This is a genomic window from Pseudomonas sp. H1h, from assembly GCF_000633255.1.
In the GTDB taxonomy this organism is placed as follows: domain Bacteria; phylum Pseudomonadota; class Gammaproteobacteria; order Pseudomonadales; family Pseudomonadaceae; genus Aquipseudomonas.
In genome coordinates this window covers 24896-40647 of record NZ_AYMJ01000036.1, presented here as the reverse complement: position 1 = coordinate 40647, position 15752 = coordinate 24896, and the positions used below count along the sequence as shown (strand labels likewise).

The following is a 15752-nucleotide window of genomic DNA, read 5'->3' as shown; positions in this document are numbered from 1 at the left end:
CAAACTAACAGTGTGCATTTCCCCGTGCCGAATTCCCTCGACGCTCTCCAGATGAACATCAGCAGTGCCATGGTGGTGGCCGCCAGGCATTGGCGCAAGATCTGCCAGACCACGCTGGTCAACTACGGCATCTCCGAAGCCTGCGCCGTGCCGTTGTTGATGATCGGGCGGTTGGGTGAGGGTGTGCGGCAGGTGCAGGTGGCACAGGCGGCAGGCATGGAGAGTCCGTCGCTGGTGCGCCTGCTCGATCAGTTGTGTCATGCCGGGTATGTCTGTCGCACCGAAGATGCGCAGGATCGCCGGGCCAAATGCCTGAGCCTGACCGACACCGGCCGCGAGCTGGTGCAAGCGGTGGAAATCGAACTGGTACGTCTGCGTCATGAAGTGCTCGAAGGCATCGACCAGAGTGATCTGGAAGCTACGCTTCGGGTACTGAGAGCTTTTGAGGCGGCCAATCCGCCTGTGGTGATCAATTCTTGAACGGTTTTTTCTCCGGCATTCCTCCGGCCCGGGACTGGTTCTACGGGGTCCGTACCTTTGCAGCGTCGATGATCGCGCTGTACATCGCCTTGCTCATGCAAATGCCGCGTCCGTACTGGACGATGGCCACGGTGTATATCGTCTCCAGTCCGTTTCTCGGGCCGACCAGTTCCAAGGCTTTGTACCGCGCCATCGGCACCTTTCTCGGGGCTGCAGCGGCGGTGCTGTTCGTGCCGATGTTCGTACAGAGCCCTTACGTGCTGGTGGTGGTCATCGCCTTGTGGACGGGGATCTTGCTGTTCCTGTCGCTGCACTTGCGCACCGCCAATAACTACGCGCTGATGCTGGCCGGCTACACCCTGCCGCTGATTGCCTTGCCGACGGTGGATAACCCGCTGGCGGTGTGGGACGTGGCGGAGGCGCGGACCGAAGAGATTTTTCTCGGCATTGCCGTGGCGGCGGTGATCGGCGCGATGTTCTGGCCACGGCGCCTGGCGCCGGTGTTCAACGACGCAGTGAGCAAGTGGTTCGCCGATGCCACGACATACAGCCTGAAATTTCTCAGCCGCGATGTGCAGCCGGAGCAAGTCACGGCCCTGCGCATGGCCATGGTCGCCAGTTTCAACAGCCTGGAATTGATGATCGGCCAGTTGCCTCACGAAGGTTCCCGGCCGCAAACCGTGCGCAACACCAAAGAGCTGCGTGGGCGGATGATTCACCTGTTACCGGTAATCGACGCCCTTGAAGACTCGCTCTACGCCCTTGAACGACGCACGCCGGAACTGGTGGAGAAATTCGCGCCGCTGCTGGCGGCAACCCGTGAATGGCTCGCTCATAAAGACGCCGATCTGGCGCGTTGGCAGGCCCTCAAGGATCAGCTTCAGGCCTTGCAACCGAGCTGCGAAGCGTTGGAAGACCGCAAGCAATTGCTGTTCTCCAACTCGATTTATCGCCTCGGCGAATTCATCGATCTGTGGCAGGACTGCCGCAGTCTGCAGGACGCAATTCTGTGCGAGCGGCAGGACAGCTGGCGTGCGGTCTACCGGCACTGGCGCCTCGGACGGCTGACGCCGTTTCTCGACCGCGGGATGATGCTGTATTCGGTGGCCTCGACCATCCTGGCGATCATCGTCGCCTCGACGTTGTGGATTCTGCTCGGCTGGCCGGACGGCGGCAGTGCGGTGATTCTGGCGGCGGTGGCCTGCAGTTTCTTCGCTTCGATGGACGACCCGGCGCCGCAGATCTACCGGTTCTTTTTCTGGACCGGGATGTCGGTGCTGTTCGCCAGCCTCTATCTGTTTCTGATTCTGCCGAACCTGCACGACTTTCCGATGCTGGTGCTGGCGTTTGCGATTCCGTTCATCTGTGTCGGCACCCTGACCGTGCAGCCGCGTTTCTACCTCGGCATGCTCCTGACGCTGGTCAACACCTCGTCGTTCATCAGTATTCAGGGCGCGTACGACGCGGACTTCTTCGCCTTTGTGAACTCCAACCTGGCTGGGCCGATGGGGCTGCTGTTTGCGTTCATCTGGACCCTGATTGCCCGTCCGTTCGGCGTCGAGCTGGCGGCCAAGCGTCTGACCCGCTTCAGCTGGAAAGACATCGTGCACATGACCGAGCCGGCCAACCTCGCCGAACACCGGCAGTTGGGCGTGCAGTTGCTCGACCGCCTGATGCAGCACCTGCCACGTCTGGCGATGACCGGTCAGGACACCGGTATCGCCATGCGTGAAGTGCGTGTCGGCCTGAACCTGCTGGATCTGCTGGCCTACACCCCGCGTGTCGAAGGCGCGCCGAAGGTCCTGCTGCAACAAGTCGTGGCTGAGGTCGGCGAGTATTTCCGCGCTTGCCTGAAGGCTGGCGAACGCTTGCCGGCACCGAGTCCCTTATTGATGACGATGGACCGCGCGCGCCGTGCGCTCAAAGGCCACGGCGACGAAGAAACCCGTCTAAACCTGTTGCATGCCCTGAGCGGTTTGCGCCTGGCGTTGTTGCCCGGCGTGGAATTTGTCAGCACGAGCGATGCCGAAGAACCGCTGCCCGATGGAGCGCCCCTATGATCGGTGATCTGGATATCAGCGGCATTTTCCTGCCGACCCTGCTGGTGCTGATGGGCATCACCTATGTGTTGTTTCTGCTGGTGCACGGCGTGCTTATACGTCTGCACTTTTACCGTCTGGTCTGGCACCGGGCATTGTTCAACGTGGCTCTCTACGCTGTGCTGTTGTACGGCGTGGACTCACTCAGTCGATACCTGATGACATGAAAAAACCGTTTCTGACCATCGGTCGCGTGGTACTGACCCTGCTGATCGTGACTTTCGCCGTCGTCCTCGTCTGGCGCATGGTGATGTATTACATGTTTGCGCCGTGGACCCGCGACGGCCACATTCGCGCCGACATCATCCAGATCGCTCCGGACGTGTCCGGGCTGATCCAGCAGGTCGAGGTCAAGGACAACCAGTTGATCAAGCGCGGCCAAGTGCTGTTCAGCATCGACCAGGACCGTTTCAAACTGGCCCTGCGTCAGGCCAAGGCCGCCGTCGCCGACCGCGAAGAAACCCTCGCCCAGGCGCAGCGCGAAGCCAAGCGTAACCGTGGCCTGGGCAACCTGGTGCCGGCCGAACAGCTGGAAGAAAGCCAGTCGAAGGTCGCCCGCGCGCAATCGGCCCTGGCCGAAGCGCTGGTGTCGGTGGACAGCGCTCAGCTCAACCTCGACCGCTCGGTGATCCGCAGCCCGGTGGACGGCTATGTCAACGACCGCGCGCCGCGTGTGCAGGAATTCGTCACCGCCGGGCGTCCGGTGTTGTCGGTGGTCGACAGCAATTCGTTCCACATCGACGGTTATTTCGAAGAAACCAAACTCGACGGCATTCATGTCGGCCAGTCCGTGGATATCCGCGTGATCGGTGACAAGGCCAAGCTGCGCGGGCATGTCGAAAGCATCGTCGCCGGTATCGAAGACCGCGACCGCACCAGCGGTAATAACCTGCTGCCCAACGTCAATCCGGCATTCAGCTGGGTACGTCTGGCGCAGCGGATTCCGGTGCGCATCGCCTTTGACGATGTGCCGGAAGACTTCCGCATGATCGCCGGGCGTACTGCCACCGTGTCGATCATCGATGAGCAAAAGCAGGAGCCTGCGCAATGAACAGGCTCCTGATGATCGCCGGGTTGGGCGTGATGCTCTCGGCGTGTCAGATGGTCGGGCCGGACTATCACCTGCCCGCTGACGCGGCAGTCCAGCGCAAGGATTTTCAGGGTGAGCTGGCGGTGGATGGCAAGCCGGTGGTGTCGGCGCCGGTGCCGGCGGACTGGTGGCGTTTGTACCGGGACCCGCGCCTGGATCAACTGGTGCAGCAGGCCATGGCGTCCAACACTGACTTGCGGGTGGCGGCGGCGAACCTGTCGCGGGCCCGCGCGCAGGTCGATGAAGCTGAAGCGGCCGGTGGCTGGAGCGGCGGCGTGAAGATGGGCGCGCAGCGCTTGCAGGAATCCGGTCAGGCGTTCCTGCTGCCGGAAAAAGTGCCGGTGGCCAACGTTGCTGACATCGGCATCAGTGCTTCTTATCAGTTCGACCTGTGGGGCACGTTGCAGCGCGGCATCGAAGCGGCGAAAGCCAACGCCGATGCCACGCAAGCGGCGGCCGATACCGCGCGCATCACCTTGGTGGCGGACGTGGTGCGGGCCTACACCCAGGTGTGTGCCGCCAATGAAGAGCGGGAAATCGCCCAGCACTCCCTCGACCTGCAATCGCAAAGCACCACCCTGATCCAGCGCCTGCGCGATGCCGGGCGTGGCGATGAAACCCAGGTCACCCGTTCGCAAACCCAATTCAAGTCGTTGCGCGCCGACATGCCGCGTTATGAAGCGTTGCGTCAGGCGGGTCTGTTCCGCCTGTCGATGCTGCTGGCCAAACCGGTCGATCAATTGCCGGCCGGCACCGCGAGTTGCGCCGAACTGCCGAAAATCGCTCAACTGGTGCCGGTCGGTGACGGTGCGGCACTGCTCAAGCGCCGGCCCGATGTGCGTCAGGCCGAACGTCGTCTGGCCGCCGCGACGGCTGGTATCGGCGTCGCCACTGGCGAGCTGTACCCGGACATCAGCATCGGCGCGACCATCGGCACCGTCGGCATCGTTTCCGACCTCGGCGATCCGTCGACCAACCGCTGGGGCTTCGGCCCGTCGCTGAGCTGGAAGGTGCCGACCAACGGCGCCCGCGCGCGTATCCGCGAAGCCGAAGCCAATACCCAGGGCGCGCTGGCGCATTTCGACGGCGTGGTACTCAATGCCATCCGCGAAACCCAGACCGGTCTGGCCCAGTACAGCGCGCTGCTGCAACGCCGCGACGCACTGGCCGACGCCGAGCAGTCGGCGAAACTGGCGGCAGACCAGACGCATCGCTTCTTTCAGGCGGGGCGTGAGTCGTTCCTCGCCGACCTGCAGGCGACCCGCACCTACACCGACGTCACCGCGCAACTGGCCGCCGCCAACACCCAGGTTGCCATGAGCCAGATCGATTTGTTCCTCGCGCTGGGCGGCGGTTGGGAAAGCGGACGAACGCAAGCCTCAAGCGCCAGCAAACCCTGAAGCCGTTGCTATGCTTTGAAGTGTTGGAAGGGCGCCCCGAGCAAGGCGCCCTTTCAGCGCACATTGCTAGCGCTGGTCTAGGGGAAACCAATAATGAAAAACCCTTACGCTCTCGGCTTCTGGTGCGCCCTGGTAGCGCTGGTGCTGCTATCGGCCACCTATTTCTACGGCATCATGCTGGCCCACCAGATCGACAAGGCCATGGTCTTCCTCGACAGCGCCACAGCGTTGATCGCGGTGATGGCAATCGTGGTGGTGGCCTGGGCGTCGATTCAGGTGCAGCGGGTCAAGAAAAGACAGCTTGAACAGGGCAAGACCCTGGTGCTGATCTGGGACACCAAAGTTGCCCTGCGTCGGGTTGAAACCGTGTTTGATCGCTACTTCTGGGGCAGCTACTGGCAACCGGGGCGCACTTTCGCCGAAGTCATGGGCGAACTCACCGGCACGCCGCTGGAAAAAAGCCTCGAAGCCCTGAAAAAGCAGTGCCTGGAACTCGACAAACAAATTGCCGATGAAGGCTGGCACTGGCTCAACAACGCCCGTGAACTGTCGGATGTCGCCACCGCGATGGCCCGCGAACGTTATCAACTGGACTTCTGCGACCCTCGGGCCGACGGGCCGGGCGGGGCGGTGATCGATCGCGACTTTGAAGTGCTGGTGTATACCTGGACGGCGCGGCTCAAGAGCTTTGATCATCAACTGGATGAGATCGAGGTTCAGTATTCCTGATGTGCATTGCCTTCACTGGCCTCTTCGCGAGCAGGCCCGCTCCCACAAGGACAACTCGGTATCTGTGGGAGCGGGCTTGCTCGCGAAGGCGTTTGCAATAACAGCGAAACTCTCCCTGCCTGTCGACTGTCCACACTCCCCATAGACACTCTTTAACCTTTAAACATTGGGCCGCCTCGCGCTGCCAGTGCTAATCTCCACCGCTAATTTCAGCGGAGTCGAGCCGCGACCCGGTCACGGGTTCAGGGAAGACGACCACACTTTCAGCCACGGACATTGATCAGGTCATTCATGAATAAATCAGCAGGCGTGCTTCTCGGGATTGTTGTTGCCATCGGTGCGATCAGCGCCGGCGGGGCCTGGTACACCGGGACCAAGATTGAAGGCGTGCTGAACAACGCCGTCACCAACGCCAACAAAGAGCTGCAGACCGCGATGGCCGGCTCCAATGGCAGCGCGTCGTTGGAACTGGTGTCGCTGGAGCGTCACACCTTCACCAGCACCGCGCACTACCGCCTCAAGGGTGAAGGCGAGATGTTCGGTGACAAGCCGGTCGAGTTGCTGTTCGTCGACCACATCGAGCACGGCCCGCTGCCGTTCTCGCGTCTGGTGTCGCTGAAGTGGCTGCCGGTCATGGCCACCAGCAACTACGAGCTGGAAAAGAGCCCGGCCACCGAAAAATGGTTTGCCGCCACCAAAGGCGCCGCGCCGCTCAAAGGCGTGACCAACATCGGCTACGACGAATCCACCACCAGCAGCGTCGAACTGCTGCCGCTGGAAACGGCGCTGGACGAGCAGTCGAGCCTGAAGTTCTCCGGCCTGACCATGAACATCTCCGCCAGTGCCCAGGCGCAGAAGGTCAAGGCTGACGGCTACATGGACAGCCTGAAACTCGTCACCGTGGCGCAAGACCAGGCGCCGGTGCAGGTTGAACTCAACGGTCTGACCCTGGCCAGCAACCTGACCAAGAGCAGCTACGGCTACTACACCGGGGAAAACACCCTGGAGCTGACCAACAGCAAAACCACTTTCGGTCCCAAGCAGTCGGTGCTCGGCGTGAAGAACTTCGAAATGAAGAACCTCACCGAAGAGAGCGGCAGCAACGCCTCCGGCCGTGCTGACTACCAGGTCGGCGAAGTGACCCTCAACGACAAGAAAATCGGTTCGGCCAGCATGGCCATGAGCCTGAAGAACCTCGACATCCCGTCGACCCTGTCGCTGATGCAGATCTACCAGACCAAATTGCAGCCGTACGAGAAGGACGCGGCAGCCGCTGCCGAAGCCGGCCTGCCGGCACCGGAGCTGAACCTGACCGAAGCCGAGTCGGCACAGGTCAAGGCTGATCTGCAGAAACTGCTGGGCGCCGGGCCGCAGATCGCGCTGGAAAACCTGTCGCTGAAGACCGCCAACGGTGAAAGCCGCGCCAGTCTGGTGATTGACCTGACCAAGCCGCAGTCGATGGATCTGCCACCGGATCAACTGGGCAAACAGCTGATCGCGTTGCTGGATCTGAATATTCAGGTGTCCAAGCCGATGCTGGTCGATCTGCTGAGCGTCCAGGCGCAACTCGACGGCCAGACTGACGCCAAAGGCATCGTCGACCAGGCGAGTGCCGGTGCCGACATGTTCTCCGGCATGGCGGTGGGTTCGCAGTTGGCGACTGTCGATGGCACCAATGTCGTGACCAAACTGCATTACGCCGCCAATCAGGTGGAATTCAACGGCCAGAAGATGACCGTCGAGCAGTTCGTCGGCTTCCTGATGAGCAAGTTCGCTGGCGTCACGCAAGTGCAGTAATACTGCGTTCTAAATAGCAACGCCCGGCCTCTGATCCCCAGACGCCGGGCGTTTTGCTGTCTGGTGTACGGGTTTTCGGCTGATCCGGCGCCACATTCTGAACAATTATTGTGTTCTGAATATTCGACTACGCTTGCATGCAAGACTGCCTGACTAAGCTTGGCCGAGTGCTATCTGACTTGGTCTCCGTTACGAATGGGCAAGGAGGGCATTGCGACCCGGCTGGCCATGTAAGGATGCTGACGAATGCCGCGTATTGATGTTCCTGTTTTACATCGTGGTCTACGCCCGTTGTTTCGCGTTGCGCTGTGCAGCCAGTTGCTTTGGCCGGCACTGGCGTTTGCCGACACCCCCTATGATCAGATGGTGCGTGATGCCCGTGCCGGGCAGACCACGCCGGCGCTGAATGTGCTGCGTCAGGTGCCGCCCGGGCAGTCGACCACCGGGCAGGTCAGCGATCACCTGCAGATTGCCAGTTGGGCGGGTCTCGACGCCGAAGTGGTGCAGGTCTATGAAACCCAGGGCCGTGACCGGGTGCTGCCGGTGCAGGCGCTGACCGCCACCGCACGCGCCTACCGCAACCTCAAGCGCTGGGACCAGGCGACTCAGGTCTACAACAAGGCCCTGGCGCTGGAGCCGGACAACGCCGACCTGCAACTGGGGCTGGCCCTGACTCAGGCGGACTCGGGCAAACCCGACGAAGCCGTGACTCGCGCCAAGGCACTGGTCGCCGCCAAACCGGACGATCCCTCCCGTCGTCTCGCGCTGGGCTACGCCCTGACCCGCGCCGGCAAGCAGTACGACGCTCTGTTTGAATACGATCAGGCATTCATGCGCGCCGGCAGCAAGCCGGAAGTCGCCCGTGAATACGTGGTCGCCCTGCAAAAGGCGCGTCTGCCGGAACCGGCACTGCGCCTGGCCAATCAACGCCCCGGTCTGATCGACCCGGTCACCCTGCGTCGCCTCGAAGGCGATCTGGCCGCCGAACGCGTGCGTCTGGCCGAACTCGCTTCGCGCAGCGAAAAAGAACGCTACGTGATTGCCGACCGCGCGCTGGCCGATTACGACAAACTGCTTGCCACCTGGACCCCGGACGCCAGCGCCCACGATGACGTGATTCGCTGGCGCATCGATCGCATGGGCGCACTCAAGGCCCGGGCGCGCACTGCCGAGGTCATTACCGAATATCAAAAGCTGCAAGCCGAAGGCGTGAAGATTCCGACCTACGCCCTGCGTTGGGTGGCGGCGTCGTATCTGGATCAGCGCCAACCGGAGATCTCCACCGATCTGTATCGTCAGGTGCTGTCGGCGCCGGACGCCGATGTGGGTGATCGCCTCGAAGACACCACGGCGTTGTATTACTCGCTGCTGGAAAGCGACCGCGCCGAAGAGGCGCGCAAAGTCGCTGAGGATCTGGCCAAGAGCCAGAACCCGCGGGTCGAACTCAAGGGCCTGCCCATCGGCAACCCCAACGACGAATGGATGGACGCCCAGCAACTCGCGGCGCAGGCCGGCACCTACAGCTCCGACCTGCCGCACGGTGAGGAGCGCCTGCAGACGCTGGTCGATCAGGCGCCGGGCAATATCGGCCTGCGCCTGGCCCAGGCCGACTTGTATCTGGCCCGTCAGTGGCCCCGCCGCGCCGAAAACCAGCTCAAGGAAACCGAGAGCATGGTGCCCCGCGACATGGGCCTGGAAGTGGCCCAGGCGCGTACCGCGATGACCCTGCAGGAATGGCGGCAGATGGATGCGCTGACCGATGACGTGGTCGAGCGTTTCCCGGACAACCGTCAGGTGCAGCGCGCGGCCCGTGAGCGCGAAGTGCACGACATGTCCGAACTGCGCGTCGAAGCCTACGGTGGCAAGGCCAATGGAGGCGGCGGCAGTGGTGGTGCAGGCGCGGTCAGTGGCAGCCGCGATTTCGGTATCCAGAGCACCCTGTACAGCCCGCCGATCGATGAAGACTGGCGTGTGTTCGTCGGTGCCGGTTATGCCACCGGCGATTTCGCCGAAGGCACCGGCACCGACCGCTTCCAGCGCGTCGGCCTGGAGCGGCGTACCCGCGACATGAGCCTGGAAGCCGAGGTCTCCAACCACGATTACGGTTACGGCGCCAAGCAGGGCGCGCGCATCGCGATTGCCCGCGACATCAACGACAACTGGCAGTACGGCGGCAGCTTTGCCTATCTGTCGGCCGAGACACCGTTGCGTGCCCTCAACAGCGACATCAAGGCCAATGGCGGCAATGCGTTCATCCGCTGGCGCGCCAACGAGAGCCGCGAGTGGCGGCTGTCGGTCAGCCCGTCGCGCTTCAGCGATGGCAACAATCGCGTCGAGGCGTTGCTGACCGGGCGCGAAGGCGTTTACAGCGCGCCGAACGTGCAGGTCGATGCCGGTCTGGAAGTCGGCACCAGCCACAACTCCAATTCCGAGGATGTGCCGTACTTCAACCCGAAGTCGGACTTCAGCGTCATGCCGACGGTCAACGTCAACCATGTGCTCTACCACCGTTACGAAACCTCCTGGAGCCAGCAGTTCCAGGCCGGTGCGGGTACGTACAGCCAGCGTGACCATGGCACTGGCGGCATGGCGATGCTCGGCTACGGCCAACGTTATGCCTGGAACGACGTGTTCGAGGTGGGCGGCTTGTTCAGTGTGATCAACCGGCCTTACGACGGTGATCGGGAGACCGATCTGCGTCTGCTCGTCGACCTCACTTTCCGCTTCTAGAAGAGTTTGAAGATGCCTTTGATTACGCGTTTCATCCTTCTGCTGGGAGTGCTGCTGGTCAGCGCCTGCGCCCAGCAAGCCCCGGCCTTCGCACCGCCGTCGCAGCGTCCGGTAGCGGCCAATGAAAAACCGTGGCCGAAAAACCATGTGCTGGGCATTGCCTATCACGACGTCGAAGACCGTGACCCCGATCAGGCGGTGGTGGCGGTACGCACCGAGCGCATGATCGAGCAGCTCGCGTGGTTGCGCGAGAACGGCTACAAACCGGTCACCGTCGACCAGATCATGGCCGCGCGCAAGGGCGGTCCGGAACTGCCGCCCAAGGCCATCCTCCTCAGTTTCGACGACGGTTATGCGAGTTTCTACACCCGCGTGCTGCCGGTACTGCGCGCCTATAACTGGCATGCCTTGCTAGCGCCGGTCGGTGTCTGGATCGACACGCCGCTCAATCAACCGGTGGATTTCGCCGGTGCGCCGCGAGCGCGTTCGGATTTTCTGACCTGGGACCAGGTGCGGGAAATCTCGCAATCGGGGCTGGTGGAAATCGCCGCCCACACCGACGCCAGCCACAAAGGCATCCTTGCCAACCCGCAAGGCAACCTGCAGCCGGCGGCGGCGACTCGTCGCTACGATCCGGTCACCAAGCGCTACGAGTCCGAAGAAGATTTTCGTGCAAGGATCCGCACCGACGTCGTGACCATTTCGGAGAAGATCCGCAAGGTCACCGGCTACAAACCACGTATCTGGGTCTGGCCGTACGGTACCGCGGACGGTACTTCGCTGGCCGTGATCGGCGACCAAGGCTACGAAATGGCCCTGACCCTGGACGACGGTCTCGATGCCCTCGACAACCTGATGAGCAGCCCACGCTTCCTGGTGGCCTCCGACCCTGACGGCGAGCATTTCGCCAACAGCATCGTCGCGGCGCAGCAGGATTTCACCATGCGTGTGGTCCACGTCGATCTGGACAACGTCTATGACCCTGACCCGGCGCAGCAGGAAATCAACCTGGGCAAGCTGATCCAGCGCATGGCTGACATGGGCGCCAACACGGTGTTCCTGCAGGCCTTTGCCGATCCGAAAGGTGATGGCCTGGTGCACTCGCTGTACTTCCCCAACCGTCACCTGCCCGTACGCGCCGATATCTTTGACCGCGTCGCCTGGCAACTGCGCACCCGCGCCCATGTGAAGGTGTTCGCCTGGATGCCGGTGCTCAGTTTTGGCCTCGATGCGAAACTGCCGCGCGTGACGCGCTGGGATCCGCAGACCGGGACCACCGCGGTCGACCCGGATCAGTACCAGCGCCTCTCACCGTTCGATCCCGAGGTACGGCGGATCATCGGTGAAATCTACGAAGACGTGGCGCGGCTGACCTCGGTCGACGGCATCCTCTATCACGACGACGCCGTGCTTTCGGACTTCGAAGACGCCAGCCCCCAGGCCTTGAAGGCCTACGCAGCGCATGGCTTGCCGGGGTCGATTGCTGCCCTGCGTGACGATCCGGCAGCGATGCAGCGCTGGACGCGGTTCAAGAGCCGTTACCTGATCGACTTCACCAATGAGCTGACCGCCAAGGTCCGGGCGATCCGTGGCCCGCAGGTGTTGACCGCGCGCAACATCTTCGCCGAACCGGTGCTCAACCCCGACAGCGAAGCCTGGTTTGCACAGAACCTCGACGACTTCCTCGTGACCTACGACTGGACGGCGCCGATGGCCATGCCATTGATGGAGAAACAGACCCAGGCGCAATCCGGCCCGTGGCTCGAAGAACTGGTGGCAAAAATCAAACAGCGCCCCGGTGCACTGGACCGCACGGTGTTCGAACTGCAGGCCCGGGACTGGACGAAAAAAGACCAGGCCGACATCGATGGCGCCCAACTGGCCGACTGGATGGGCCGGCTCAAGCGTCAGGGCGCGACCAGTTTCGGTTACTACCCGGACAACTTCCTCGACAACCTGCCGGACCTGAAAACCGTACGGCCTGCGCTCTCCAACAAATGGAACCCATGACATGCTGGATAGACTGTTAGCCCTGCTTGTTCTGGCGCTCGTCCTCGGCGTGCCGCTGGGATTGATCTTCCTGGTCACCGGGCAGTTCCTGATGGACTTCGTGTTCTTCTACCCGTTGTTCATGTCCGGCCTGTGGATTTCCGGCGGCCTGTATTTCTGGCTGCACTGGGAACGCCACTGGCCGTGGAAGGACGACACCCTGCCGCCGCCACTGGAAGGCGAGCCGCTGATTTCGATCCTGATCCCTTGCTACAACGAAGGCGACAATGCCGCCGACACCATCCACGCCGCGCTGGGTCAGCATTACCCGAACATCGAAGTCATTGCGATCAACGACGGCTCCAAGGACAACACCGCGCAAGTGCTGGACGCACTGGCCAAGGAAGACCCACGGCTGCGGGTCCTGCATCTGGCGGAAAACCAGGGCAAGGCCGTGGCCCTGCGCATGGGCGCGATTGCTGCGCGCAGCGAATATCTGGTGTGCATCGACGGTGATGCGCTGCTGGCGCCGAACACTGCGGCCTATCTGGTGGCGCCGATGCTCGACAACGCACGGCTTGGCGCGGTGACCGGCAACCCACGGATTCGCACACGCTCGACATTGGTCGGGCGGGTACAGGTCGGTGAATTCTCGTCGATCATCGGTCTGATCAAACGTACTCAGCGCGTGTTCGGGCGGATCTTCACCGTCTCCGGAGTGATCGTCGCGTTCCGTCGCACGGCATTGAACCGGGTCGGCTACTGGAGCCCGGACATGATCACCGAAGACATCGACATCAGCTGGAAGCTGCAACTCGATCACTGGAGCATCTTCTACGAGCCGCGCGCCTTGTGCTGGATCCTGATGCCGGAAACCCTCGGCGGCCTGTGGAAGCAGCGCCTGCGCTGGGCGCAGGGTGGTGCCGAAGTGTTGTTCAAGAACATTCGCGGCATCTGGCAGTACCGTCATCGTTATCTGTGGCCGCTGTTGTTCGAATACTGCCTGTCGACCGGGTGGGCGTTCACCTTCCTGCTGTCGGTGATCTTCTGGGCGGTGGGCAAGTTCGTGGTCATGCCGGATGCGATTGCCGTTCACCATCTGATGCCGCCGGCGTTCACCGGGCTGCTGCTGGCGTTCGTCTGTCTGGTGCAGTTCGCTGTCAGCATCATCATTGACCGGCGCTACGAGCCGGGCCTGGGACGCACGATGTTCTGGGTGGTCTGGTATCCGTTGGTGTTCTGGTTCATCAGCCTGCTGACCACGCTGGTCAGTTTCCCCAAGGTGTTGTTCGGTCAGCATCAGAAGCGTGCGCGTTGGGTCAGCCCTGACCGGGGTATCAAACCGGTCGGAGACGACGAAGAGGAGGTCATCAAATGAAAATCATCCGGACCCGCCAGCGCCCCTTTCTGGTCGTGATCGATGTGATCCTCACCGTGCTGGCCTGGGTCGGCCTGCTGTTTCTGCTGGTGCGTGGGTTGTGGCCACTGATCGACACCCATGCCGGTGGGCCGCGCATCGACAACTCGGCGTTCGAAGCGCTCGGTACTTTGCACATTTACCTGTGGGTGGCGCTGATCAACGCGGTGATCCTGATTACCTGGGCCCGTTATCAACAGCGCAAGAGCAGAAGCTTTGCCCAGCGCCGCTTGCCGGCGCCGGTGGTCGACGATGAAGGGCTGACCAAGAGCTTTCGCCTGTGCGATGACCGTTTGCAGAAGTTGCGCACGCCCGGGGTGATGACCATCCACAACGACCAGGACGGTGATATCAGCCATGTGGTGCTGAACTTCCGTCCGCTAGAGCCAGAGCAACTGCCATCACCGCTGGCGCCGCTGGAGCACCCACGGGTGATCTTCCTGCACGCCGAGGACGACGACAATCGTGATCCTATGAATCGTCCTGGCTGAGCTCGCCAACCAGCCGCCATGCCTCTTGCATGGGCAGCGGCTGCTTCATCCGTTCGGCCAGCATCGCCATGGCCCGCTCTTGCTCGCAGGCCACGGCGGCGACCACCACGCCATTGTCGCCGAACAGGCCGATAAAGGGCGGCTGTTCGGGTTTACCCTTGAATTTGACTTCATCCCACTGGCTGGCATGGCCCAGGTAGTCGTAGTTTTTGCCGAAGTGCCAGGTCCAGAAAAACGGCACATCCAGATAATGCTCGTCAGCGCCCAGCAGGTTGGCGGCAGCGATGCGCGCGTGCTGCTGGGCCAGGCGCCAGTGTTCGATGCGTTGCGGCTGGCCGTTCAGGGGGAACGTGGCGATGTCGCCAATCGCCCATAACCCTTCGCAGACGCGCAGGCCAGCATCGACGTGCAGCGACTGGTCTTTCTCCCTTGGCAGCGATGCAAACGCCTCGGTGGCCGGATGCACACCCACCCCCGCCAGCACCAGATCCGCCGACACACGCAAGCCGTTGTCCAGCAACACCGCCTCGACGCTACCGTCGCCGGTGATTTCGCGGGCTTCGTGATCGGTGATGAATTTCACTCCGTGTGCTTCATGCAACGCACGGATCGCCTTGCCCACCGCTTCGCCGAATTGCGCGGCAAACGGAATCGCGTGGCGGGCGATCACTGTCACGTCGAGGCCGAACTGGCGCAGGGCCGAGGCGCATTCGAGGGCGATGAAGCTGTCGCCGATGATGACTGCGCGCTGTTCGGGTCTGGCCGCGCGCATGATCTGTTCGGCCTGGGCTTTCGAGCGCAGGACAAACACCTGCGGCAGGTTGGCACCGGGCAATAGCAGGGGGGTGGGCGCGCCGCCGGTGGCGAGCACTGCCGCGTCGTAGTGCAGGGACTGGCCGTCGTCCAACTGCAGGGTTTGCGCTGAGGCATCGAGTGCTGTGATTTCGCCTTGCCGGCGTTCGATGCGCTGCTCTCTATAAAATTTCTCATCACGCAGTGGCGGGGTGTCCTGCGCGGTCATCTCACCGGCGAGGACAAATTTGCTCAGCACCGTGCGGTCGTAACCTGCGTCCGGTTCGCGGTCGATCATGATGAGCCGGCCACCAAAACCTTTCTCGCGCAGTGCCGCCGCACACGCGGTGCCGGCTGCACCTGCGCCGACAATCACGAAAGTGCGCGGATCATCCGCCGGCGGCGTGTGTGCATCCGGTAGCGGTTGATCATCGACCCAGACCTCATCGCCACGTAACTCCAGCGGATAACGCTTGAGGCTGTCGAGGGCCGGCGGCTCGCACAACGCGCCGTCTTCTGCGCGAAACGCGGCCTTGTGCCACGGGCAGATCAGGCGTCCGTGACACAGCGCACCGTCAGCCAGCGGCGCGCCGGCGTGTGGGCATTCGCCCTGAAACGCCCGTAGTTGGCCGTTTGCGTGGAGCAGAACAATCTTGCAGTCGCCGATTTCGACTTGCAGGCCACGGTCTTCAGGGACATCGGCGACACGGGCGACACGGTGCAGGGACATGATCGGCT

12 protein-coding genes are annotated in these 15752 nt (G+C 62.5%); 11 read left to right on the top strand and 1 reads right to left on the bottom strand.

Annotated features, from left to right (window positions below; all coding sequences use genetic code 11):
- The first annotated feature begins 51 nt into the window (after positions 1 to 51).
- From U862_RS0127990 to pgaD, 11 genes are all read left to right on the top strand, one after another.
- The gene (locus tag U862_RS0127990; RefSeq protein ID WP_007961473.1) at positions 52 to 480 is read left to right on the top strand and encodes a MarR family winged helix-turn-helix transcriptional regulator; all 429 of its coding nucleotides are present in this window, start codon (positions 52 to 54) and stop codon (positions 478 to 480) included.
- On the top strand, positions 477 to 2540 hold the full coding sequence (locus U862_RS0127985) for an FUSC family protein (RefSeq protein WP_025113420.1): 2064 nt from the start codon (positions 477 to 479) through the stop codon (positions 2538 to 2540). Before U862_RS0127990 ends, U862_RS0127985 begins: the two co-directional genes overlap by 4 nt.
- Positions 2537 to 2746, top strand: coding sequence for a DUF1656 domain-containing protein (locus tag U862_RS0127980; protein WP_025113419.1), 210 nt, complete (start codon positions 2537 to 2539; stop codon positions 2744 to 2746). Before U862_RS0127985 ends, U862_RS0127980 begins: the two co-directional genes overlap by 4 nt.
- Positions 2743 to 3630: an HlyD family secretion protein gene (locus U862_RS0127975; protein ID WP_025113418.1), complete on the top strand. Its 888-nt coding sequence runs from the start codon at positions 2743 to 2745 to the stop codon at positions 3628 to 3630. The genes U862_RS0127980 and U862_RS0127975 overlap by 4 nt, the downstream gene beginning before the upstream one ends.
- Positions 3627 to 5069: an efflux transporter outer membrane subunit gene (locus tag U862_RS0127970; protein ID WP_025113417.1), complete on the top strand. Its 1443-nt coding sequence runs from the start codon at positions 3627 to 3629 to the stop codon at positions 5067 to 5069. The genes U862_RS0127975 and U862_RS0127970 overlap by 4 nt, the downstream gene beginning before the upstream one ends.
- 93 nt (positions 5070 to 5162) lie before the next feature.
- Positions 5163 to 5798: a hypothetical protein gene (locus tag U862_RS0127965; protein WP_025113416.1), complete on the top strand. Its 636-nt coding sequence runs from the start codon at positions 5163 to 5165 to the stop codon at positions 5796 to 5798.
- Positions 5799 to 6089: 291 nt separating this feature from the next.
- Positions 6090 to 7595: a YdgA family protein gene (locus U862_RS0127960; protein ID WP_025113415.1), complete on the top strand. Its 1506-nt coding sequence runs from the start codon at positions 6090 to 6092 to the stop codon at positions 7593 to 7595.
- Positions 7596 to 7841: 246 nt separating this feature from the next.
- Entirely contained in the window at positions 7842 to 10325 is a 2484-nt protein-coding gene (pgaA, locus tag U862_RS0127955; protein ID WP_025113414.1) for a poly-beta-1,6 N-acetyl-D-glucosamine export porin PgaA, read from the top strand.
- A 12-nt stretch (positions 10326 to 10337) separates the two neighbouring features.
- Positions 10338 to 12335, top strand: a complete 1998-nt coding sequence (gene pgaB / locus U862_RS0127950) for a poly-beta-1,6-N-acetyl-D-glucosamine N-deacetylase PgaB (protein WP_025113413.1) — start codon at positions 10338 to 10340, stop codon at positions 12333 to 12335.
- A gap of 1 nt (position 12336) precedes the next feature.
- On the top strand, positions 12337 to 13692 hold the full coding sequence (gene pgaC / locus U862_RS0127945) for a poly-beta-1,6-N-acetyl-D-glucosamine synthase (protein WP_025113412.1): 1356 nt from the start codon (positions 12337 to 12339) through the stop codon (positions 13690 to 13692).
- Positions 13689 to 14222: a poly-beta-1,6-N-acetyl-D-glucosamine biosynthesis protein PgaD gene (gene pgaD / locus U862_RS0127940; RefSeq protein ID WP_025113411.1), complete on the top strand. Its 534-nt coding sequence runs from the start codon at positions 13689 to 13691 to the stop codon at positions 14220 to 14222. The genes pgaC and pgaD overlap by 4 nt, the downstream gene beginning before the upstream one ends.
- Here pgaD and U862_RS0127935 read toward each other — a convergent pair.
- Positions 14203 to 15744 (bottom strand): FAD-dependent oxidoreductase, encoded by a 1542-nt coding sequence (locus tag U862_RS0127935; RefSeq protein ID WP_025113410.1) that lies wholly within the window; start codon positions 15742 to 15744, stop codon positions 14203 to 14205. The two genes, pgaD and U862_RS0127935, sit on opposite strands and share 20 nt — an antisense overlap.
- Between the last annotated feature and the right edge of the window lie 8 nt (positions 15745 to 15752).